We start from the raw sequence: 23297 nt of genomic DNA, 5'->3' as shown, positions 1-23297 counted from the left end.
CCGACCGCCCCCGCGGCCGAGGTGTGACCGGTCCCCGACCTGGATAGCGTTGCCGGGATGACTCGCCGCGCTGACCTCCGCCTCGGCATCACCGATGTCGCCCCCGTCGTGTCCTGCGGGTCCTTCTCGGCCCGTGCCGTGGTCGGCGAGCACCTGCCGGTCACCGCCACCGTGTTCCGCGAGGGCCACGACGCCGTCGCGGCCGACGTCGTCTGGACCGCTCCCGACGGCACCCGCGGGCCGCTCAACCGGATGCGCCGCTACGGCGAGGAGCCCGACCGCTGGCTCACCACCGTCGTGCCCGACCGGGAGGGCCGCTGGACCTTCCGCGTCGAGGCGTGGAGCGACCCGCTGGCCACCTGGCACCACGCCGTCGAGGTGAAGATCGAGGCCGGCCAGGGCCCCGGGGAGCTGGCCAACGACCTCGAGGAGGGCGCCCGCCTCCTGGAGCGGGTGGCCGCGGACGCCGACGCGGAGTGGCGCGACCGGGTCACCGAGGCGGTGACCGCGCTGCGCGACACCTCCCGCACGCTGCACGACCGGGTGGCGCCCGCGCTGGCCACGGGGCTGCAGCGGTACCTCGACGAGCACCCCGTGCGCGAGCTGGTCACGCCGACGCCGGAGTACGAGGTGTGGGTGGACCGCCCCCGCGCGCTGTACGGCTCCTGGTACGAGTTCTTCCCCCGCTCCGAGGGCCCGGTCGTGGGCGGCGTCCCGACGCACGGGACGTTCCGGACCGCGTCCGACCGGCTGCCCGCGGTGGCCGAGATGGGCTTCGACGTCGTCTACCTGCCTCCGGTCCACCCGATCGGCACGGTCAACCGCAAGGGCCCCAACACCGCGCAGTTCCCCGGCGGCAACCCGCACGAGATCGGCCCCGACGACGTCGGCTCCCCGTGGGCCATCGGCAGCGCCGAGGGCGGCCACGACGCCGTCCACCCGCAGCTGGGCACGATGGAGGACTTCCGGGCCTTCGTGACCCGCACCCGGGGCCTGGGCATGGAGGTTGCGCTCGACCTCGCGCTGCAGGCCGCGCCGGACCACCCGTGGGTCGCGGAGCACCCCGAGTGGTTCACCACCAAGCCCGACGGGACGATCGCCTACGCGGAGAACCCGCCGAAGAAGTACCAGGACATCTACCCGATCAACTTCGACAACGACCCCGAGGGCCTCTACGCCGAGGTGCTGCGGGTGGTGCGCGTCTGGATGGACGCCGGGGTGCGCATCTTCCGCGTCGACAACCCGCACACCAAGCCGCTGGACTTCTGGCACTGGCTGATCTGGAAGGTCAAGGAGACCGACCCCGACGTGCTCTTCCTCGCCGAGGCCTTCACCCGGCCGGCGATGATGCACCAGCTCGCGCGGATCGGGTTCACCCAGTCCTACACGTACTTCACCTGGCGGACCGCGCGGGCGGAGATCGAGGAGTACGGCCGCGAGCTGGCGACCAACGCGCACTACATGCGGCCGAACTTCTTCGTGAACACCCCGGACATCCTGCACGCGAGCCTGCAGTACGGCGGGCCGCCGATGTTCAAGATCCGCGCGGTGCTCGCGGCGATGATGAGCCCGACCTGGGGCGTCTACTCCGGGTACGAGCTCTACGAGCACGTGGCGGTGCGCCCGGGCAGCGAGGAGTACCTCGACAGCGAGAAGTACCGGCTGCGGCCGCGCGACTGGGCCGGCGCCGAGGCGGCCGGCCGCAGCCTCGCGCCCTACCTGCGCCGGCTCAACGAGGTCCGGCGGGCGCACCCGGCGCTGCAGCAGCTGCGGACGTTGCGCTTCCACGCCGTCGACAACCCGAACCTGATCTGCTTCTCCAAGACCGACCCGGGCTCGCAGGACGCCGTCCTCGTCGTCTGCGCCCTCGACAGCGCCAACCGGCAGATCGGGACGACGTCGCTGGACATGCCCACCCTCGGGCTGGACTGGCACGAGCGGTTCGCCGTCACCGACGAGATCACCGGCGCCCGCTACGACTGGGGCCAGTTCAACTACGTCGAGCTCGACCCCTACTGGGAGCCGGCGCACGTGTTCTCGGTCCACCTCCCCCGGCCGGTGACCTGGCCGCCGCCGGTCCGCTGACCCCTCTTCCCCACGTCCCGACGACTCGCGAGGGCTCCCCGCACCGATGACGCTCCCCGTGCCCCACTCCCCCGACGGGGGCTCCGCGCTGCCACCGCGGGGCACCGACCCCCTGTGGTTCAAGCGCGCCGTGTTCTACGAGGTCCTGGTCCGTGGCTTCGCCGACAGCAACGCCGACGGCGTCGGCGACCTGCGCGGGATGATGGACAAGCTCGACTACCTGCAGTGGCTCGGCGTCGACTGCCTGTGGCTGCCGCCGTTCTTCGCCTCGCCCCTGCGCGACGGCGGCTACGACGTCAGCGACTACACCGCCGTCCTGCCGGAGTTCGGTGACATCCAGGACTTCAAGGAGTTCCTGGCCGCCGCCCACCAGCGGGGCATCCGCGTGATCATCGACTTCGTCATGAACCACACCTCGGACCAGCACCCCTGGTTCCAGGCCAGCCGCAGTGACCCCGAGGGCCCCTACGGCGACTTCTACGTGTGGGCCGACGACGACACCGGCTACGCCGACGCGCGGATCATCTTCGTCGACACCGAGAGCTCGAACTGGACGTTCGACCCGGTGCGCAAGCAGTACTTCTGGCACCGCTTCTTCTCCCACCAGCCCGACCTCAACTTCGAGAACCCGGCGGTGCAGGAGGCGGTCATCGACGCCCTGCGCTACTGGCTGGACCTGGGCATCGACGGCTTCCGCCTCGACGCCGTCCCCTACCTGTTCGAGGAGGAGGGGACCAACGGCGAGAACCTGCCCAAGACCCACGAGTTCCTCAAGCACGTCCGCAAGGTGGTCGACGCGGACTACCCCGACCGCGTGCTGCTGTGCGAGGCCAACCAGTGGCCGGCCGACGTCGTCGAGTACTTCGGCGAGGACGGCGACGAGTGCCAGATGGCCTTCCACTTCCCGGTGATGCCGCGCCTGTTCATGGCCGCCCGCCGGGAGCAGCGGTTCCCGATCTCGGAGATCATGGCGCAGACGCCGCCGATCCCCGACAACTGCCAGTGGGGCATCTTCCTGCGCAACCACGACGAGCTGACCCTCGAGATGGTCACCGACGAGGAGCGCGACTACATGTGGGCGGAGTACGCCAAGGACCCCCGCATGAAGGCCAACATCGGCATCCGCCGCCGGCTGGCGCCGCTGCTGGAGAACGACCTCAACACCCTCGAGCTGTTCAACGCGCTGCTGTTCAGCCTGCCCGGGTCGCCGGTCCTGTACTACGGCGACGAGATCGGGATGGGCGACAACATCTGGCTCGGTGACCGCGACGGCGTCCGCACCCCGATGCAGTGGACGCCGGACCGCAACGGCGGCTTCTCCACCGCCGACCCGCAGCGGATGTACCTGCCGCTGAACCAGGACCCGGTCTACGGCTACCAGACCACCAACGTCGAGTCGCAGCTGCGCAACACCAACTCGATGCTGCAGTGGATCCGCCGGATGATCGCCGTCCGCAAGGAGCACCCGACCTTCGGCCTGGGGACCTACGAGGAGATCGGCTCGCGCAACCCCACGGTGCTGTCGTTCGTCCGCGAGTTCGGCGACGACGTCGTGCTGTGCGTCAACAACCTCTCCCGCTTCCCCCAGCCGGTGGAGCTCGACCTGCGCCGCTTCGAGGGCCACACGCCGATCGAGCTGACCGGCCGGGTCGAGTTCCCGCAGATCGGCGTGCTGCCCTACATGCTCACCCTCGCCGGCCACGGCTTCTACTGGTTCGAGCTGTCCCGCCCGGTGGAGCCGGTCGAGGAGCCCGCCGGACCCGACACCGCCGCCACCAGCCCGGTCGCCGACTCCCTGCTGGCCGCCGGCCTGGTCAGCGAGGCCGAGGAGATCCCCGGAGACAGCGACACCAGGACGGGCGACGACGTCCCGCCGAGCACCGGAGGACCCGCATGAGCAAGGCCCTGACCGACGTCCTGCGCGAGTGGATGCCGCACCAGCGCTGGTTCGGGGGCAAGGGCCGCGAGTGGGCCGACGTCAGCGAGGACGGCTTCTTCCTCTCGCGGTCCGAGCCCGTCCTGTCGGTGCACCGGGTCCGGGTGACCTACGCCGACGGCGCGGGCGAGACCTACCTCGTGCCGCTGTCGTGGCGGGCCCACCCCGACGAGGAGCTGTCCGCGGCGTTCGTGGGCGCCGTCCCGGCCAAGGGCGCCGACGGCGAGGACCGCGAGAACTACTGCTACGACGCGATGCGCGACCGCGACGCCACGCCGCCGTGGCTCGTGCACCTGGTGGCCGCCTCCACCGTGGGGCCGATGCACTTCCACCCGGCGGGCGTCGCGACCATCCCCGAGGGCGTGCCCGGCGACATCGTCTCCACCGAGCAGAGCAACACCTCGCTGGTCTACGGCCAGGACGCCATCTTCAAGCTGTTCCGCCGGCTCGAGCCCGGGCTCAACCCCGACGTCGAGATCGGCGAGGCGCTGCGCCGGACCGAGAACCCGCACATCGCGCCGCTGCTCGGCCACATCGAGATCGACGACCCCGACGGCGCGGAGCCCGCCACCGCGGCGATGCTGCAGACCTTCGTCCGGGGCGCCAGCGACGGGTGGCGGCTGGCCACGGCCAGCGTCCGCGACCTCTACGCCGAGGGCGACCTGCACGCCGACGAGGTGGGCGGCGACTTCGCCGCCGACAGCGAGCGGCTGGGCGCGGCGACCGCGTCGGTGCACGCCGACCTTGCGCGGGTGCTGGACACCGAGCCGGCCGACCGCGAGTGGTTCGCCGCCACCGCGCGGGCGATGACCGACCGGCTGGAGGCCGCGCTGGCCGTCGTCCCGCAGCTGGAGGAGCACCTCACCGGCCTGCGCGCCGTCTACGCCCGGGTGGCCGACAACGCCGAGGAGGTGGTGCGCCAGCGCGTGCACGGCGACTTCCACCTCGGCCAGGTGCTGCGCACGGCGACCGGCTGGGTGGTCCTCGACTTCGAGGGCGAGCCGGCCCGGCCGCTGGCCGAGCGCCGGCAGCTCGACAGCCCGCTGCGCGACGTCGCCGGGATGCTGCGCAGCTTCGACTACGCCGCGCGGCACATGCTCGTGGAGCAGCCCGACGACCCGCAGCGCGCGTACCGGGCGCAGGAGTGGGCAGTGCGCAACCGCGGTGCCTTCTGCGCCGGCTACTCGGCGTCGAGCGGCATCGACCCGTGCGGGGACTCCCCCCTCCTGCGGGCGTTCGAGGCGGACAAGGCGGTCTACGAGTGCGTCTACGAGGCGCGCAACCGGCCGAACTGGCTGATGATCCCGCTGCAGTCGCTCTCCCGGCTGGCCGCCGGGGGCGGCTGAGGGCCCGCCGCGGACAGCACGACGACGACGCAGACGACGCAGCAGACGACGACAGAGGACGGCATCGCGACCATGACGACGAGCGACCCGACACCCGGGAGCGGGACGGCCGCCGAGACCGCCGAGGCGCCGGCCGGCAAGGACGAGCTGCAGCGGGTGGTCGAGGAGCGGGCCAGGCAGGCCGAGGCGGCCGAGAGCGAGCCGATCGTGAACGCCACCCCGGCACGCAAGCGCGCACCGGCGAAGAAGGCCGCGGCGAAGAAGGCCCCCGCCAAGAAGGCCGCCGTCGCCGCGGTCGAGGGCGACGGTGCCGCCGAGCCGGCCGCGCCCCGCAAGAAGCGGGCCGCGAAGAAGGCCGCCGACGGCGAGGCGCCGGTCAAAGCCACCCGCAAACGCGCGACGCGCACGGCCGCCACCGCACCCCCGCCCGCGGGCGAGGCGGTCGCCGAGCAGGGCGGCACCGCCGCGCCGGTCGTCGCGCCGGCGCCGATCGCCGAGCCGGGCTCTCCCACGGGCGCGCCGGCGCCGCAGCCCGAGCCGCCGGACCCCGACCCCTCCGAGCCCATGACCCCGCAGGCGCCCGCCGAGGACACGCAGACGCCGGCGAGCGGGGCGGCAGGCTCCCCCGCCCCGGCACCCGGCACCGACGTCGCCGCCCCGGAGGCGCCGTCGCCGTCGGCCGGCGAGGGCGGCCTGACCTCCGGCGCCGGTGGGGGCGGCGAGCACGACGCGCCCGAGGAGGTCACCGAGGAGGACCTGCGCGCGATCGTCGACGGCTGGTCGCGCGATCCGCACCGGGTGCTCGGCGCGCACGCCGCCGGTGACGGCTGGGTGGTGCGCACGCTGCGGCCCGACGCGTCCGCCGTCGCCGTCGTCGACCAGGACGACTCCCGCTACGAGGCCCGGCAGGTGCACCCGGGCGGGATCTACGAGGCCACGCTGCCCCAGCAGCCCGGCGACTACCGGATCGAGGTCACCTACGGCGAGGACACCTTCCTCGTCGACGACCCCTACCGGTGGATGCCCACGCTCGGCGAACTCGACCAGTACCTCATCGGCGAGGGCCGGCACGAGCGGCTGTGGGACGTGCTCGGCGCGCACGTGCGGCGCTACGGGACCCCGCGCGGCACCGTCGAGGGCGTGTCCTTCGCCGTCTGGGCACCCAACGCCCAGGGCGTGAAGGTCACCGGCGACTTCGACTACTGGGAGGCCCGCGCCTACCCGATGCGCCAGCTCGGCGCGATCGGCGTCTGGGAGATCTACGTCCCGGGCGTGCCGGCGGGCACCCGCTACCGCTTCCACGTCCTCGGTGCCGACGGCGTCTGGCGGGAGAAGGCCGACCCGATGGCCTTCGCCACCGAGGTGCCGCCGGCCAACGCCTCCGTCGTCGTCGAGTCCACCCACGAGTGGAACGACGACGCGTGGCTGGCCGCGCGCGAGGGCGGCAACTGGCACGAGCGGCCGATGAGCGTCTACGAGGTGCACCTCGGCTCGTGGCGGCAGGGGCTGTCCTACCGCGAGCTGGCCGAGCAGCTGGTCGACTACGCGGTCGGCGCCGGGTTCACCCACCTGGAGTTCCTGCCGGTCGCCGAGCACCCCTTCGGCGGCTCCTGGGGCTACCAGGTCACCAGCTACTACGCGCCGACGTCGCGCTTCGGCAGCCCCGACGACTTCCGCCACCTCGTCGACCGCGCCCACCAGGCCGGCCTCGGCATCATCGTCGACTGGGTGCCGGCGCACTTCCCCAAGGACGCCTGGGCACTGGGCCGCTTCGACGGCACCGCCCTCTACGAGCACGCCGACCCCCGCCGCGGCGAGCAGCCGGACTGGGGCACGTTCGTGTTCAACTTCGGCCGCACCGAGGTGCGCAACTTCCTCGTCGCGAACGCGCTGTTCTGGGCCGAGGAGTTCCACGTCGACGGGCTGCGGGTCGACGCCGTCGCCTCGATGCTCTACCTGGACTACTCGCGCAAGGACGGCGAGTGGATCCCCAACGTGCACGGCGGCCGGGAGAACCTCGAGGCGGTGTCGTTCCTCCAGGAGGTCAACGCCACGATCTACCGCGAGGTGCCGGGCGTGGTGACCATCGCCGAGGAGTCGACCGCCTGGCCCGGCGTCACCCGGCCGACGTACCTGGGCGGCCTGGGCTTCGGCTTCAAGTGGAACATGGGCTGGATGCACGACTCGCTGGCCTACGTGGGCCGCCAGCCGGTGCACCGCAGCTACCACCACAACCAGCTGACGTTCTCGATGATGTACGCCTACTCCGAGAACTACGTGCTGCCGATCAGCCACGACGAGGTCGTCTACGGCAAGGGCTCGCTGCTGCGGAAGATGCCCGGCGACCGGTGGCAGCAGCTGGCCGGCGTCCGCGGCTACCTGGCCTACATGTGGGCGCACCCGGGCAAGCAGCTGCTGTTCATGGGCTCGGAGTTCGCGCAGGACTCCGAGTGGGCCGAGAGCCGCTCGCTGGACTGGTGGCACCTCGACGACCCCGCGCACCGCGGCGTGCTGCAGCTGGTCACCGACCTCAACGCGCGCTACCGCGAGACCGAGGCGCTGTGGTCGCTCGACGTCGACCCGGCCGGCTTCCAGTGGATCGACGCCAACGACGCCTCGGGCAACGTCATCACCTTCCTGCGCTACGGCCGGCCGAAGGTGGCCGACGTCCCGACCCCGACCGAGGCCGCCGAGTCCGGCGCCGACGCCGTGGTCGCCGAGGCCGGCGGGCAGACGCCGGGGCAGGCGCTCGCCGTCGTGTGCAACTTCTCCGGCAGCCCGCACCACGGCTACCGGATCGGCCTGCCGCGCGGCGGGCGCTGGCGTGAGGTGCTCAACACCGACGCCGAGGGCTACGGCGGCTCCGGCGTCGGCAACTACGGCGGGATCGACGCGGTGGAGGAGCCCTGGCACGGCCAGCCGTTCTCGGCCACCGTCTCCGCGCCGCCGCTGGGCACCCTCTGGCTGCTGCACGAGGGGTGACCCCCCGGCTCTGACGGCCCCGCGGCCGGGCCGCTCCCCTCGGGGAGTGGTCCGGCCGCTGCCGTGCGCGGACCTGTTCCGCACCCCCCTCTGCCCGTGCATCATGGCCCGGCTCCGCGCCGCCCCGGGGCGCGGACCGGTCCCGAGGGACCCCGGCAGAGAAGGAACCCCAGCTCCGATGAGGCATGGTCTGCGCCGCGTGACAGTCGCGGCAGCGGTGGGCAGCGTGCTGCTCACCGGTTGCTCGAGCACCGTCGTCGGCGCCGCCTCCCGCGGACCGAGCGTGCCGGTCGACGTCACCGCCGACGAGTTCCCGATCACCGGGGCCGCGGACACCGAGACCGACCGGCTGGCGCGCAACGCCCTGGCCGACCTCGACGCGTTCTGGAGCCAGGCCTACCCGGAGTACTTCGGCGAGCCGTACCAGCCCATCAGCGGTGGCTACTTCTCCGTCGACTCCACGGACATCGACGAGTCCGCCTACCCGAGCACCGGCATCGGCTGCGCCCGGGCGCCCGAGCCCCCCGACGGCGTGGCCAACAACGCGCACTACGACCCCAACTGCGACGTCGTCGCCTACGACCGGGCGCTGCTCGAGCAGCTCAGCGCGGAGAACGGGCCCTACCTCGGCCCCGCGGTCATGGCGCACGAGATCGGCCACGCCATGCAGGGCCGCTTCGGCTTCGCCGACTCGACGATCGTCGTCGAGACCCAGGCCGACTGCCTGGCCGGCGCCTTCACCCGCTGGGTGGTCGACGGCAACGCCGAGCACATCGCCCTGCGCGTCTCCGAGCTCGACCAGGTGGTCCTCGGCTTCATCGGCCTGCGCGACCCCGTCGGCCTCGCCCCCGACGACGACCGCGCCCACGGGTCGGGCTTCGACCGGCTGTCGGGCTTCTACGCCGGCTTCGAGGGCGGCGTGGGCACCTGCCGCGACGACTTCACCGAGCAGCGGCTGTTCACCGCCACCGAGTTCACCACCCAGGACGACTTCGACAACGAGGGCAACGCCCCGTACGAGGACATCTCCGGGCTGACCGCGCAGAGCCTGCCGCTGTTCTACGACCAGGTGTTCCCGGGCCTGGGCGCGGACTTCACCGAGCCGACCATCGAGGTCTTCGACGGCACGGCCCCCGACTGCGGCGACATGGGCGCCGAGGACCGCGACCTCGGCTACTGCGAGGCCGACGGCACCGTCTACGTCGACGAGACCGACCTGCTCGGCCCGGCCTACGAGGGCATCGGCGACTTCGCGGTGGCCACCGCCGTCTCCCTCGCCTACGCCCAGGCGGCGCGGGCCCAGCTGGGCCTGTCCATCGACGACGCCACCGCGGTCAGCTCCGCGGTCTGCCTGACCGGCTGGTACGCGGGCCGGTTCTGGACCGGCGACTTCGCCGACGTCGGCTCCCTGTCGCCCGGCGACGTCGACGAGGCGGCCGTCTTCCTGCTGACGTACGGCCAGGAGGAGGGCGTCTTCCCCAACACCGAGCTCTCCGGCTTCGAGATGGTCGACGCCTTCCGCGACGGCTTCCTCGACGGCGGCGCCGGCTGCCAGATCGGCCTGTAGCCCCGGCGGCGCCCGCCCCGCGCGGGGCGGGCGCCGCCGGCGTTCACGCAGGCCGGTCGCGGGTACGGGGCCTGCGATGGACACCCCTCCGCGCTCCCGGGGCGCACTGACCGCGCTCCTGGCACTCGGCGTCCTGCTGACGTCGGCGTGCTCCTACGTCGTCATCGGCCAGCCCAGCTCCCGGGGCGCGCCGTCGGCGTCGGTCGACGCCGGGACGCTGACGGTCGTCGGCGCGACCGACGGGCCGATCGACACCCTTGCGCGCAACGCACTGGCCGACCTGGAGACGTACTGGTCGGCCGCCTTCCCCGACGTCTTCGGCCAGACCTTCGAGCCGCTCACCGGCGGCTTCTTCAGCGTCGACCCGAACGACGTCGACCCGTCGCTCTACCCCGACGGGATCGGCTGCGGCACCGACCCGCAGGACCTGGAGAACAACGCCTTCTACTGCTCGCAGGGCGGCGTGCCGAACTCCGACTCGATCAGCTACGACCGCGCCTTCCTCGGCGAGCTGGCCTCGCGCTACGGCGAGGTGCTGCCGCAGCTGGTGATGGCGCACGAGTTCGGCCACGCCGTGCAGGCGCGCGTGGGCTACCCGGAGACCTCGATCGCCACCGAGACGCAGGCCGACTGCCTGGCCGGCTCGTGGACGGCGTGGGTGGCCGACGGCAACGCCGAGTTCTCCTCCATCGACACCGGTGACCTCGACCAGCTGCTGGCCGGCTACTTCCTGCTGCGCGACCCGGTGGGCACCGGCACCGGAGAGCAGCAGGCCCACGGCTCCTACTTCGACCGGGTCTCGGCCTTCCAGGAGGGGTTCGACGACGGCGCGGGGGCCTGCCGCGACCGCTACGGCCCCGACCGCGTCTTCACCCAGGGCGAGTTCACGAGCGACACCGACTTCGAGAACCGCGGCAACGCCCCCTTCCCCGACACCGAGAGCATCATCGCCAACTCGCTGCCGGAGTTCTGGACCCGCGCCTTCGAGCAGGTGCTCGACGGCACCTTCACCGCGCCGCAGCTGGAGGACACCACCGGCCCGCCCGACTGCGCCCCGTCCGACGTCGCGCTCGTCTACTGCCCCGACGGCGGGGACGGGGGCGAGGGGCTGGTCGCCTACGACGGGGACTTCGCCCGGCAGGTGTACGAGCTCGGCGACTACGCCGTCGTCACCGGGGTGGCGATCCCGTACGCGCTGTCGGCCCGCGACCAGCTCGACCTGTCCACCGACGACACCGACGCGCTGCAGTCGGCGGTGTGCCTGACCGGCTGGTACTCCGCGCAGGTCTACAACGGGCAGCTGGAGTCGGTGACGATCTCCCCCGGGGACATCGACGAGAGCGTGCTCTTCCTCCTCGAGTACGGCAACGACCCCGACGTGCTGGCCGACACCGAGCTGACCGGTTTCCGCCTCGTGGACCTGTTCCGCGCCGGCTTCCTCAACGGCGCGGCCAGCTGCGACGTCGGGGTCTAGTAGAGGGCCAGCATCAGCTGGCGCCGGGCGGCGACGACCCGGGGGTCGGCGTCGCCGACCACGCCGAACAGCTCGACCAGGTGCCTGCGCGCCTGCTCGCGGTCCTCGCCGGCGGTGCGCCGGACGACGTCGACCAGGCGGGTGAAGGCGCCCTCGACGTCCCCGGTGCCCAGCAGGAAGTCCGCGGCGCGGGTCTGGGCGGCCACGTCGTCGGGGGCGGCGTCGGCGCGGGCCAGCGCGTCGGGGCCGGCCGCGTCGGCGCGGCGGAACAGCTGCACCTGGCGCAGCGCGAGCCCGGCGACCGGGTGGTCGGGCTCGGTCTCGAGGATCGAGGCGTAGGCGGCCTCGGCGGCCTCCAGGTCACCGCGCTCCAGCGCCGCCTCCGCGGCGTCCAGGCGCGGGTCGTCGAGGCCCTCGTCCTCGCCCTCCCCCGCCTCGGGCACGGCACCGCCGGTGGTGGCGCGCACCAGCTCGGTGACGAACTGGCGGGCCTGCTCCTCGGGGATGGCGCCGGTGAACTCGGCGACCAGCTGGCCCTGCCAGACGGCCTTGACCGCCGGGATGCCCTGCACGCGCAGGCCCTGGGCCAGCGCCGGGTTGGCGTCGACGTCGACCTTGGCCAGCACCCACGAGCCGCCGCCCTCCGCGGCCAGCCGCTCGAGGACCGGGGACAGCTGCTTGCAGGGACCGCACCACTCGGCCCACAGGTCGAGGACGACCGGCACCTGGAACGAGCGGTCCAGGACCTCGGTCTGGAAGGTGGCCTCGGTGACGTCGACGACGGCCGAGCCGGGCGCGCCCGCGGGGGCCGCGGCGCTCGGCGGCGGGGCGGCCTGGGCCCGCGCGGCGGCCTCGGAGCGCGCCTTGACGGCGGCGAGGTCGACCGCACCGGCCAGGGAGGCGGCCAGCTGTGCCTGCTGGGCCTGCGCGCGCGGGTCGGGGCGTCCGGGACGGGTGGGCTGCATGCCCCCATGATCCCACCGGCCGGCGGGTGCGGTGTCAGCCCTCGGCGGACGGGGCGGGGTCCCTGCCGGCGACACGGTCGGCGACGTCGCCGGCGCCGATGCGGACGCGCTTGAGGAGCTCGAACAGCGTCGCCCGCTCGGCCTCCGGCAGGTCGCCGAGACCGAAGTCGAGCGCCATGAGCTGCTCGGTGGCGACGTCGACCACCGCGCGCCCGCGGTCGGTGATCCCGGCCAGGACGCCGCGGCCGTCGGCGGGGTTGGGCCGGCGGTCGACGAACCCGGCGGCCACGAGCCGGTCGATGGCGTTGGTGACGCTGGTCGGGTGCACCATCAGCCGGCTGCCGATGACCTTGAGCGGCAGCTGCCCGGTACGGCTGAAGGTCAGCAGGACGAGGACCTCGTAGCGGGCGAAGGTCAGCCCGTGCGGGCGCAGCACCTCGTCGAAGCGGGCGAGCAGGATCTGCTGCACGCGGAACACCGACGTCGCCGCGCGCATCGCCGACGCCGGACCGAAGCGGTGCTCCCAGGTCTCCCCCGCGCGCTCGATCGGGTCGAACGGCAGCCCCAGCGCCCGGACCATGCGCCCGACGCTACCTGCCACCCGCCCCACCCCCGCCCGGCGCACCGAGTGGTCACCCGGACGCGCCGTGCCGGCCTGGTGTCGTCCCCGGCGCGCCGAGACGACCGCAGGTCGACACCGGGCGGGGTCAGGCCGCGGGGCGGAGGCGCGGCACCTCGCGGACGCCGAAGACCTCGCGCAGCGCCACGCGGGCGGCGTTGTCCCCGCAGGCGCCGTGCACCGCGGGCCCGGGCGGGGTGGCCGACGAGGCCATGTAGACGCCCGGCACCGGGGTCTTGTACGTGTTCCAGCGGGGCACCGGGCGGAAGAGCATCTGCCGGAGGGTCGCCTGGCCGTTGGAGATGTCCCCTCCGATGTAGGCGGGGTTCCACGCCTCCATCTGCACGGCGTTCTTCGTGGCCCGGTCGACGACCGTGTCCTTGAAGCCCGGGGCGAAGCGCTCGACCTGGTCCTCGATGGCGGCGGTCATGTCGACGTCGGAGCCGTGGGGCACGTGCACGTAGGCCCAGAAGACGTGGCCGCCGTCGGGCGCGCGGGTCGGGTCGGGCACGGTCGGCTGGACGGCGAGCACGTACGGCCGGTCGGTGATCTCGTTCCGGTTGGGCGCCCGCTCCCCGGCGAGGGTCTCCTCCAGCGTCCCGGCGACGTGCAGGGTCCCGGCGCGGCGGACCTCGGGGTTGGTCCACGGCACCGGCTCGGACAGGATCCAGTCGATCTTGAAGACGCCGGCACCGTGCTTGTACCGCCGCACCCACCGGCGGTAGCCCTCGTTCAGCCGGTCGCCGGCCATCGTCACGAACGCCTCGGGCGCGGTGTCGAGCAGCACGGCCGGCACGCCGTCGAACTCGCGCAGGTCGGTGACGTGGTGCCCGGTGACCACCTCGCCGCCCTGCTGCTCCAGGGCGGTCACCATGGCGTCGGCGAGGTTCTGCGACCCGCCCTCGATCAGCGGCCAGCCGACGTGGTGGCCGAGCATCGTCAGCAGCATCCCGAGCGCGGAGGTGAGCGGCTGGCTGAGGTCGAGCATGCCGTGCGCGGCGGCCCCGGCGAGCATCGCGCGGGCGCCCTCGGTCTCGAAGTACCGGTTCGCCAGCCAGCGGACGTTGGGCAGCCCGTTGAGCCCGAACTGCACGACCTGCGGCACGCTGCGCGTCGGCGGCCGGCGCAGCGCCGACATGAGGAAGAAGTCGACGACGTCCTGCCCGTGCTCGACGAGCGGCTCGAACAGGCGGCGGTAGGCGTCCCCGTCGGGGCCCAGCGCGGCCGCCGTCTCCTCCAGCGACCGGTACTGCACCGCGGCGCGCCCACCGTCGAGCGGGTGCGCGAAGGTGACCTCCGGCTGCACCAGGCGGACGCCGCGGCTGGCCAGGTCGAACTCGCGGAAGAACGGGGCCGCCGCGGCCATCGGCTGCACGATCGAGCAGACGTCGTGCCGGTACCCCGGCCGCATCAGCTCCTCGGTGCGCATGCCGCCGCCCGGCTTGTCCGCCGCCTCGACCACCTGCACCCGCAGCCCCGCGGCGGCCAGCCGGAGGGCGCCGGCCAGGCCGTTGGGTCCCGCTCCGACGACGACGGCGTCCGGCTTGCCGTTCACTGCCCCAGCCCGTCCACGTCGCCAGTCTCCCCGGCGGAGGTCAGGGCTGCGCGGTCACAGGGAGGCGAGGAGCCGGTCCGCCGCGCGGTAGGGGTCGGTCTGCCCCGCCACCACCTCGCCGGCCAGCGCGGCCAGCGCCGCTGAGCCCCGCACCTCGCCCATGCGTGCCCGCAGTCCGGCCAGCGCGATGGCCTCGATCTCGCGGGCGGCCCGCTCGGCCCGGCGGCGGGCGCCCTCGCCGGTCCCGGTGAGCCACCGGTGGTGCTCCTCGATCCGCTCGAGCACGCGGTCGACCCCCTCGTCGCGGGAGGCGACCGTCCGGCAGATCGGCGGCTTCCACACACCGGCGCCGGCGTGCCGCCCGCCCAGGGACTGCGCGTACCGCAGGTCCCGCACCGTGGAGTCGGCGCCGTCGCGGTCGGCCTTGTTGACGACGAGCACGTCGGCGACCTCGAGGATCCCGGCCTTCGCCGCCTGGATGCCGTCGCCCATGCCCGGCGCGAGGAGCACCAGCGTGGTGTCGGCGAGGGAGGCGATCTCCAGCTCCGACTGCCCGACACCGACGGTCTCGACGAGCACGACGTCGCAGCCGGCGGCGTCGAGGACGCGCAGCGCCTGCGGGGTCGCCCACGCCAGCCCGCCGAGGTGCCCGCGGGAGGCCATCGAGCGGATGTAGACCCCGGGGTCGCCGGCGTGGTCCTGCATCCGCACCCGGTCGCCGAGCAGCGCCCCGCCGGAGAACGGCGACGACGGGTCGACGGCGAGCACGCCGACGCGCTTGCCGGCGGCACGCAGGGCGCGCACGAGCGCCGTCGTCGTCGTGGACTTGCCCACGCCCGGCGACCCGGTCAGGCCGAGCACCTGGGCGTGTCCGGTGTGCGGGGCCAGCGCGGCGGCCACCTCGCGCAGCACCGGGCTCGCGTCCTCGACCAGCGAGATCAGCCGCGCCACCGCGCGGGCCTCGCCGTCGCGGGCGCGGGCGACCAGGTCGGGGACGTCGACAGCGCGCCGGCCCCGCCGCCCGCGAGGGGCGACGGGGCCGGGCGTCCGTACAGCCGTCCCCTGAGGGGACTCGCTCACGCGGGGGCGGGCACGTGCAGGATCAGCGCGTCCCCCTGGCCGCCACCGCCGCACAGCGCGGCGGCACCGACGCCGCCACCGCGGCGGCGCAGCTCCAGCGCCACGTCCAGCACGACACGGGCGCCGCTCATGCCGATCGGGTGGCCCAGCGCGATGGCGCCGCCGTTGGGGTTGACCTTCTCCGGGTCGATGCCGAGCTCGCGGGTGGAGACGATCGCGACCGCGGCGAAGGCCTCGTTGAACTCGACGAGGTCGAGGTCCTCCGGGTCGATGCCCTCGCGCTCGCACGCCTTCTGGACCGCCCGGGACGGCTGGCTCTGCAGCGTCGCGTCCGGTCCGGCGACGACGCCGTGCGCGCCGATCTCGGCGATCGGGGTCAGACCGAGCTCGGCGGCCTTCTCCGCGGACATCACGACGACCGCGCAGGCGCCGTCGGAGATCTGCGAGGCGGTGCCCGCGGTGATGGTGCCGTCCTCGGCGAAGGCGGGCTTGAGCCGCGAGAGGGTCTCCACCGTGGTGTCGGGGCGGACGCCCTCGTCGTCGCGGAACTCGATCGGGTCACCCTTGCGCTGCGGGATCAGCACCGGGGTGATCGCCTCCTCGAAGATCCCGTTCTTCCCCGCGCGCGCCGCCTTCTGGTGGCTCTCGGCGGCGAAGGCGTCCTGCTCCTCGCGGGTCAGGTCGTAGCGGCTGTTCGCCCGCTCGGTCAGCTCGCCCATGGCGACCTGGTCGAAGGTGTCCGACAGCCCGTCGTGCGCCATGGCGTCGACGAGCCTCGCGTCCCCGTACTTGGTGCCGGTGCGGGAGCTGGGCAGCAGGTGCGGCGCCTGGGTCATCGACTCCTGACCGCCGGCCACGACGACGTCGAACTCGCCGGCGCGGATGAGCTGGTCGGCCATCGCGATGGCGCTCATGCCCGAGAGGCAGACCTTGTTCACGGTCATCGCCGGCACGGACATCGGGATGCCGGCGGCCACGGCCGCGGGGCGCGCGGGGTTCTGCCCGGCCCCGGCCTGCAGCACCTGCCCCATGATCACGTACTCGACCTGGTCGCCGGTGATGCCCGCGCGCTCCAGCGCCGCCTTGATCGCGATGCCACCGAGGTCGGCGGCCGAGAAGTCCTTGAGCGAGCCGAGGAGCCGGCCCATGGGGGTCCGGGCGCCACCGACGATGACCGAGCGGGACATGCTGCCTCCAGGAGCGTGTCGCCGACGCTGGCGACCGCGGGTCGGGCCGCACCCGCGAGAGGTGCACGGGCCACGGCGACAGGGCTTGCCGGAAGGATAGATCGGTTCTCCAACCGGGTCGACGGCCCGACCGGTGGGACGCCGCCGCGACGGGCTCCCGGGCCTGTGAGAAAGGCCACCCGCAGGAGTCGTCTCAGACGTCTTGCGTCAGGATGACGCGGTGACCGCTGACGCGCCCGCGGGTCTGCCCGCCGAGCTGTTCACCACGATCGACCACGTGGGCATCGCCGTGCCCGACCTCGACGAGGCGATCGCCTTCTACGCCCAGGCCTTCGGCGTGCGGTCGGTGCACGAGGAGACCAACGAGGAGCAGGGCGTCCGCGAGGCGATGCTCGCCGTCGGCTCCGGGGACACCCGCATCCAGCTCCTGGCGCCGCTGACGCCGGAGTCCACGATCGCGAAGTTCATCGGCCGCTCGGGCCCGGGCCTGCAGCAGCTCGCCTTCCGCGTCGACGACGTCGAGGCGGTCGGCGCCACCCTCCGCGAGCGCGGCCTGCGCCTGCTCTACGACGTGCCGAGGCGCGGGACCTCCGGCAGCCGGGTCAACTTCGTGCACCCCAAGGACGCCGGCGGCGTCCTGGTCGAGCTCGTCGAGCCCGCCCGCAGCGCGCACTGACCGGCCGGGGCCTCCCCCGGACCACCGCACCACCCGCCGGTTACCGCTCGGTAACCTGCGCCCGCACCGCCCCTCCGCCCTCCGAGCCGACGAAGACCCGGGAGTGTCACGTGGACGAGATCAGGGACGCCATCCTCGCCGACCAGCTGGCCGACATCGGCGGGCTGCCGGTGCCGGAGTCCTACCGGGCGGTCCTCGTCCGCAAGGACGAGCAGGACATGTTCGCCGGCATGCCGGCCAAGGAGAAGGACCCCCGCAAGTCCCTCCACGTGGAGGAGGTCCCCACCCCGGAGCTCGGCCCCGGGGAGGCGATCGTGGCCGTGATGGCGTCGTCGGTGAACTACAACACCGTCTGGACGTCGATCTTCGAGCCGGTCAGCACCTTCGGGTTCCTGGAGCGCTACGGCCGGCAGAACGACCTCACCAAGCGGCACGACCTGCCCTACCACGTGGTGGGCTCGGACCTGGCCGGCGTCGTCCTGAAGGTGGGTCCGGGCGTGAACCGGTGGAAGCCCGGCGACGAGGTCGTGGCCCACTGCCTGTCGGTGGAGCTGGAGGACCCGGCCGGCCACGACGACACGATGATGGACCCGCAGCAGCGGATCTGGGGCTTCGAGACCAACTTCGGCGGCTTGGCCGAGCTCGCGCTGGTCAAGTCCAACCAGCTGATGCCCAAGCCCGCGCACCTGTCCTGGGAGGAGGCGGCCGCCCCCGGGCTGGTCAACTCCACCGCCTACCGGCAGCTGGTGTCGCGCAACGGCGCGGGCATGAAGCAGGGCGACGTCGTCCTGATCTGGGGCGCCTCCGGCGGCCTGGGCTCCTACGCGACCCAGATGGCCCTCAACGGCGGCGCCATCCCCGTCTGCGTCGTGTCCAGCCCCGAGAAGGCCGACATCGTCCGCACGATGGGCGCCGAGCTGGTCATCGACCGCTCCGCCGAGGGCTACCGGTTCTGGAAGGACGAGCAGACCCAGGACCCGAAGGAGTGGCAGCGCTTCGGCAAGCGGATCCGCGAGCTCACCGGCGGCGACGACGTCGACATCGTCTTCGAGCACCCCGGCCGGGAGACCTTCGGCGCATCCGTCTACGTCGCCAAGAAGGGCGGCACGATCGTCACCTGCGCCTCCACCAGCGGCTACATGCACTCCTACGACAACCGCTACCTGTGGATGAACCTCAAGCGGATCGTCGGGTCGCACTTCGCCAACTACAAGGAGGCGTGGGAGGCCAACCGGCTCATCGACAAGGGCCTGATCCACCCGACCCTGTCGAAGACCTACGCCATGGAGGACGTCGGGCAGGCCGCCTACGACGTCCACCACAACCTCCACCAGGGCAAGGTCGGCGTGCTGACCCTCGCCCCCGAAGAGGGCCTCGGCGTCAAGGACGCCGAGAAGCGCGAGAAGCACCTGTCCGCGATCAACCGCTTCCGCGGCGTGTAGCGACGCCGCTGCCCGGGCGCCGGCTCCGGCGCCCGGGCACCCCGGGGGGGACCGCCTCGTTGAGGGACGGGGCGCGGCCGGGGACTCCTGGTCCGGCACCGGCCGGCCCCGTCCGACACGCTGACGCCCCTCCCCCGACTCTGCGAGGATGACCGCATGACCGATCCCCGCCGCGACCTGCTGCCGATGCGCGAGGCGCAGCACTCGTTCGACGTGGTGCTGCGGGGTTACGACCGCCACCAGGTGGCCGAGACCATCGAGCGCCTCGAGGCCGACATCCGGGTGGCGCTGGCCGACCGGGACGCGGCGGTCGGCCGGTCCGCCGATCTCGCCGGCCAGCTCTCGTCGATGCACGCGGAGATCGACCAGCTGCGCCGCAAGGCCGCCAACCAGGGCCCGGCCACGTTCGAGAACATGAGCGAGCGCATCTCGCACATGCTCCGGCTGGCCGAGGAGGAGGCCGCCGACATCCGGGCGGCCGCCGAGCAGGAGGCCCGCGCGCTGCGCGAGCAGACCGCCGCCGAGGAGCGCGCGATGCTCGAGCGCCACGCGGCCGGCCAGGCCGAGGTCGAGCGGATGCTCGCCGAGGCCCGCCAGAACGCCGAGCAGATCGCCAGCAAGGCGCAGATCCGCGCCGACGAGCTGGTGGCGAAGGCGCAGGAGAAGGTCGCCCGGCTCGACGCCGAGTCGCAGGCCCGCCGCGCCAAGATCGAGGAGGACTTCGAGATCGCGCAGCGGGCCCGCCGCGCCGAGGCCGCCCGCATCGAGGAGGAGCGCGACCAGCAGTCGGTGCGGGCCGCGCAGGAGCGGGTCGCCGCCGCGGAGGCGCACGCCGCCGCCGTCGTCGGGGACGCCGAGGCCCGTGCCGCGGCCGTCCGCCGGGTGCGCGACGAGCTCACCGCCCGGCTCACCGAGGCCCGCCGCGTGCTGTCCGCGCTGCCCGACCTGGCCGACCGCCCGCAGCCCCAGCAACCGGCCGCCCAGCAGCCGCAGCAGGCCCCGCGCCCGCCGGCCGCGCCGCAGCAGCCGGCCACTGCCGCCCCGGCACCGCAGGACCAGCCGGCAGCTCGCCGCGAGAGCCAGGACCCGCCGACGGCGGTGCAGCCGGCCGTCGGCCGCCCCTCCGGGGAGCCGCGGACGCTGGTCCAGCCCGCCGTGGGCCCGCAGACCGGGATGCAGCGCGCGGTCGGCCCGCAGACCGGCGGCCAGGCCGTGCCGCCGCGCCCCACGCCGCACGCGCGCCCCACGGACGCGCCCGCCGGTGAGGCCGCCGCCGCCCGGCAGCCCACCCGCCCGGCGTCGCCGCCGACCCAGCCGGCCGTGCAGCAGCCCGCGCAGTCGCGGCCCGAGGGTCCCGACCCCACCGAGACGCAGCAGATCCGGCCGGTGCACAGCGTGGGCCAGGATGAGGGCCGGCACGCGGGGGGCTCCTCGCGCCTGCCGCAGCCGTCGGAGGCCGCTGCGGACCCCGAGGGCCCGCCGACCGCCGTGCAGCCCGCCGTGGACGCCGGCCGCCCCACCGACACCGGCGGCCAGCCGGCGGTCCCCGGGCGTCGCTGACCTCCCGCCCGTCCTGCCCGCGCGCCGCGGAGCGGGGCGCGGTAGGGAGGACACGTGCCAGACGACGCCGGACCGGATGGCGCCGGTCCGGAGGCGCGTCCGGTCGCACGGGTCGTCCCCCGGCACCGACACCGCGCCGGGCCCTCGGGCCCGCGGCGCCCCGCCGTGCGCGGGTCCCTGCTCGGCCTCGGGCTGGCGGCCCTCGTGGGCGGCGCGGGGCTGGTCCCGGCCGCCCTCGGGAGCGCCGACCCGCCGGCGGCGGACCCGGTGACGGCGACGTCGTCGTCGGTGACGTCGCCGTCACCGGTCGACGGCGGCCCGGTGACCGCGTGGCTCGACGCGGCCCTGCCGGGGACGACGGACGTGGCCGCCCCGGCAGCCGTCCGGCGGGAGCTCACCGACGCCGGCGTCCCGGCCGACCGGCTGCGCCCGGCCGAGGACGGCGTCCCGGCAGGCACGCTGCTCGCCGTCGTCGGCACCGCTCCTCCCCGGGCGCGGGTCGTCGCCGGCTTCGACCGGTACGGGGACGGCAGCCGGCTGCTGGTCGTCGACCCGGCGCCCGCCGAGCCGACGGCCGAGGAGCTGGACCGGCTGCGCTCGCTGGCCGGGGCGCTGCTGGCCAACCCGACCACCCGGGCCGACGGCGCGGCCGCGACCGTGCTGCAGGACGCCACCGTGGACGCGCGGCTGCTCGCCCTGCTGGCCGCAGTGACAGCCTCCGACGGCGTCGGCATCGCGGCCTTCCCCGCGCTGCCCGGCGAGGAGGGCAGCGCGTCCCCGGCCCGTCGTGTCCTCCTCGACGCGATGGGGGACGCACCGGTGCCCGGCGATCCCGCGGCCACCGAGCGGCTGCGCTCCTGGCTGGCGGCGCAGCTGCCGCCCTACGCCCCCGACGACGTCGAGGTGACCGACGCCGGCGTGCTGGTGTCCTTCCGCTACGTCTCCGGTCCCGACGCGCTCGTGAGCGGCGCCACCCGGTGACGGCGCGCCCGGCGGCACCGGTGCGGGTGCGGGCGCGGGACGGACGAGGTAGACGTTGAGGACCCCCCGACGACCCTGCGGCGCCCGCCGCGGGTCCGACCTGCACCGGAGGCGCGCGTGACCAGGACGAGCCGGGTCCTCACGGTGGTGGCCGTGACGGCGGCCGTCGCCGGGCTGCCCGTGACGACGGCCGCCGCGGCCGAGGACGGCCTGCTCCGGCTGGCGCACCTGTCCCCCGACACCCCCGCCGTCGACGTCTACGTCGACTCGGTCGCCGACCCCGCCGCCGCCCAGGTGTTCCCCGCGGTCGGCTACGGCACGGTCTCGGAGTACCAGCCGGTGCCACCCGGTACCTATGCGATCAGCATGCGCGGAGCCGGCGCCGACCCGGCCAGCCCGCCGGTGCTGTCCACGACGGTGCAGGTCGACGCGGACAGCGCGCACACGGTCGCCGGTGTCGGGCCCTTCGCCGACCTGGGTCTGGCGGTGCTCGAGGACGACCTGACCCCGCCGCCGGCGGGCAGCGCGCGGCTGCGGGTCATCGCCGCGGCGGCCGGTGCGCAGACCCTCGACGTCGCGGTCCCGGGCGGGCCCGCGGTCGCCACCGACCTCGCCTTCGCCGACGCCACGGGCTACGTCGACGTCCCCGCGGGCGCCACGTCGGTCACCGTGACCCCCGAGGGTGGCGAGGCCACCGACCTGCCCCTGGAGGTGGCAGCCGGCTCGGTGTACAGCGTGCTGGTGCTCGACCGCCCCGGGGGCGGGCTGACCGTCCGGGCCGCGCTGGACGCCGCGAGCCCCGGCGTGGTGCCGACCGGCGGGGTCGAGGCCGGCGGGGGCGGCACGGCGGGCGCCTCGTCCCTCCCGCTCGCCACCGCGGCCGCGGGCGTCGTGCTCGCCGGCGGCGCCGGGCTGTTCCTGCTCACCACGGCGGCCCGGGCCCCCGGGCGGCACGCCGCCGAGCGCCGACGCCGGTGACGCGGGCGGCCCGCCACCGCGCTGCAGCGAGCCGGTCGCGGCACCGCGCTCCCCGCTGGACGCGCCTCGGCGTCCTGCGGCCGGTCCTCGCCGTCCTCGCCCTGGCGGTCGCGGCGGTCGCCCTGACCTGGCCTCCCGCTCCCCCTCGGGGCGCCACCGGGACGGCCGCCGCGACGGCGACCGTCCCGGGACCGGTCGTGCTCGCCCCGCAGCCGGCCGCCGCCGCGGTGCCGCCCGCGCGGCTGCGGGTGCCGGCCATCGGGCTCGACAGCGGCCTGGTCGACCTCGGCCTCGACGCGACCGGGGCGCTGGAGGCACCGGCGGACTTCGCGACGGCCGGCTGGTACGCCGGCGGCCCGGCACCCGGGGACGTCGGCCCGGCCGTGCTCGCCGGGCACGTGGACTCCTCCCGGGGGCCGGCGGTCTTCGCCCGCCTGCGCGAGCTCACCGGCGGCGACGAGGTGCTCGTCGACCGCGCCGACGGCAGCACCGTGACCTTCGCCGTCACCCGGGTCGAGCGGCACCCGAAGGACGCCTTCCCCACCGACGCCGTCTACGGGCCGACAGGGGACGCGCAGCTGCGGCTGGTCACCTGCGGCGGCGACTTCGACCGCGCCGCCCGCAGCTACGAGGACAACGTCGTCGTCTTCGCGCGGCTCGCCGCCTAGCGACGGCGGTCGCGGGCCGACCAGCAGGCGGTGTGCCAGTGGCGGCGCCGGTCCGCGGCGGAGTCGGTGTCCCAGGGCTCGAGGTCGGAGTCGCGGGCGTAGGCCGGCCAGCTGACCACGTGCGGCGTCCCGGGGCGGATCTCCTGGTCGCAGCCCGGGCAGCGGTAGGTCTTGCCGGTCGCCGCCCCGGTCACGC

The 23297-nt window shown here is 74.5% G+C and carries 18 protein-coding genes; 12 read left to right on the top strand and 6 right to left on the bottom strand.

The annotated features are described in order from the left end of the window. Window positions 1-57 precede the first annotated feature (57 nt). From JD79_RS11425 to JD79_RS11400, 6 genes are all read left to right on the top strand, one after another. Window positions 58-2085, top strand: coding sequence for an alpha-1,4-glucan--maltose-1-phosphate maltosyltransferase (locus tag JD79_RS11425; protein WP_110005606.1), 2028 nt, complete (start codon window positions 58-60; stop codon window positions 2083-2085). A 58-nt stretch (window positions 2086-2143) separates the two neighbouring features. Next, window positions 2144-3982 carry a maltose alpha-D-glucosyltransferase gene (gene treS, locus JD79_RS11420; protein WP_245900028.1) on the top strand — a complete coding sequence of 613 codons (1839 nt, stop codon included), beginning with the start codon at window positions 2144-2146 and terminating at the stop codon, window positions 3980-3982. Next, entirely contained in the window at window positions 3979-5367 is a 1389-nt protein-coding gene (locus tag JD79_RS11415; protein ID WP_110005604.1) for a maltokinase N-terminal cap-like domain-containing protein, read from the top strand. The genes treS and JD79_RS11415 overlap by 4 nt, the downstream gene beginning before the upstream one ends. Window positions 5368-5439: 72 nt before the next feature. Next, complete coding sequence (glgB, locus tag JD79_RS11410; RefSeq protein ID WP_110005603.1) at window positions 5440-8349, top strand: 1,4-alpha-glucan branching protein GlgB; 2910 nt, start codon at window positions 5440-5442, stop codon at window positions 8347-8349. A gap of 199 nt (window positions 8350-8548) precedes the next feature. Beyond that, window positions 8549-9916, top strand: coding sequence for a neutral zinc metallopeptidase (locus JD79_RS11405; RefSeq protein ID WP_146220426.1), 1368 nt, complete (start codon window positions 8549-8551; stop codon window positions 9914-9916). A 76-nt stretch (window positions 9917-9992) separates the two neighbouring features. Beyond that, on the top strand, window positions 9993-11390 hold the full coding sequence (locus JD79_RS11400; protein WP_110005601.1) for a neutral zinc metallopeptidase: 1398 nt from the start codon (window positions 9993-9995) through the stop codon (window positions 11388-11390). Here the strand turns inward: JD79_RS11400 and JD79_RS11395 are convergent. The 5 genes from JD79_RS11395 to JD79_RS11375 all read right to left on the bottom strand — a co-directional run bounded on the left by JD79_RS11395 (window position 11387) and on the right by JD79_RS11375 (window position 16796). Continuing rightward, window positions 11387-12355, bottom strand: a complete 969-nt coding sequence (locus JD79_RS11395; RefSeq protein ID WP_110005600.1) for a tetratricopeptide repeat protein — start codon at window positions 12353-12355, stop codon at window positions 11387-11389. The two genes, JD79_RS11400 and JD79_RS11395, sit on opposite strands and share 4 nt — an antisense overlap. Before the next feature lie 34 nt (window positions 12356-12389). Next, window positions 12390-12935: a MarR family winged helix-turn-helix transcriptional regulator gene (locus JD79_RS11390; protein ID WP_110005599.1), complete on the bottom strand. Its 546-nt coding sequence runs from the start codon at window positions 12933-12935 to the stop codon at window positions 12390-12392. 127 nt (window positions 12936-13062) lie between these two features. After that, window positions 13063-14529 (bottom strand): phytoene desaturase family protein, encoded by a 1467-nt coding sequence (locus tag JD79_RS11385; protein ID WP_110005598.1) that lies wholly within the window; start codon window positions 14527-14529, stop codon window positions 13063-13065. A 54-nt stretch (window positions 14530-14583) separates the two neighbouring features. Then, window positions 14584-15609 (bottom strand): methylmalonyl Co-A mutase-associated GTPase MeaB, encoded by a 1026-nt coding sequence (gene meaB, locus JD79_RS11380; protein WP_110005597.1) that lies wholly within the window; start codon window positions 15607-15609, stop codon window positions 14584-14586. Next, window positions 15606-16796 carry an acetyl-CoA C-acetyltransferase gene (locus JD79_RS11375; RefSeq protein ID WP_110005596.1) on the bottom strand — a complete coding sequence of 397 codons (1191 nt, stop codon included), beginning with the start codon at window positions 16794-16796 and terminating at the stop codon, window positions 15606-15608. Before JD79_RS11375 ends, meaB begins: the two co-directional genes overlap by 4 nt. A 220-nt stretch (window positions 16797-17016) precedes the next feature. Here JD79_RS11375 and mce point away from each other — a divergent pair, with 220 nt between their 5' ends. From mce to JD79_RS11345, 6 genes are all read left to right on the top strand, one after another. After that, window positions 17017-17472: a methylmalonyl-CoA epimerase gene (gene mce, locus JD79_RS11370; RefSeq protein ID WP_245900027.1), complete on the top strand. Its 456-nt coding sequence runs from the start codon at window positions 17017-17019 to the stop codon at window positions 17470-17472. A 110-nt stretch (window positions 17473-17582) separates the two neighbouring features. Further along, entirely contained in the window at window positions 17583-18914 is a 1332-nt protein-coding gene (gene ccrA / locus JD79_RS11365; RefSeq protein ID WP_110005594.1) for a crotonyl-CoA carboxylase/reductase, read from the top strand. Window positions 18915-19070: 156 nt separating this feature from the next. After that, a complete protein-coding gene (locus tag JD79_RS11360; RefSeq protein WP_110005593.1) occupies window positions 19071-20474 on the top strand; it encodes a hypothetical protein in 1404 nt (467 codons plus the stop codon). A gap of 165 nt (window positions 20475-20639) precedes the next feature. Continuing rightward, entirely contained in the window at window positions 20640-21455 is an 816-nt protein-coding gene (locus JD79_RS11355; RefSeq protein WP_146220425.1) for a hypothetical protein, read from the top strand. Window positions 21456-21572: 117 nt separating this feature from the next. Next, window positions 21573-22433 (top strand): DUF4397 domain-containing protein, encoded by an 861-nt coding sequence (locus tag JD79_RS11350; RefSeq protein ID WP_245900026.1) that lies wholly within the window; start codon window positions 21573-21575, stop codon window positions 22431-22433. 197 nt (window positions 22434-22630) lie between these two features. Next, entirely contained in the window at window positions 22631-23101 is a 471-nt protein-coding gene (locus JD79_RS11345; RefSeq protein WP_245900025.1) for a class F sortase, read from the top strand. Here the strand turns inward: JD79_RS11345 and JD79_RS11340 are convergent. Continuing rightward, window positions 23098-23295 (bottom strand): hypothetical protein, encoded by a 198-nt coding sequence (locus JD79_RS11340; RefSeq protein ID WP_245900024.1) that lies wholly within the window; start codon window positions 23293-23295, stop codon window positions 23098-23100. The two genes, JD79_RS11345 and JD79_RS11340, sit on opposite strands and share 4 nt — an antisense overlap. Between the last annotated feature and the right edge of the window lie 2 nt (window positions 23296-23297).

It is taken from the genome of Geodermatophilus normandii, assembly GCF_003182485.1.
In the GTDB taxonomy this organism is placed as follows: Bacteria; Actinomycetota; Actinomycetes; order Mycobacteriales; family Geodermatophilaceae; genus Geodermatophilus; species Geodermatophilus normandii.
The sequence above is the reverse complement of the archived record's forward strand: the minus strand, read 5'-3'. Positions and strand labels throughout refer to the sequence as shown.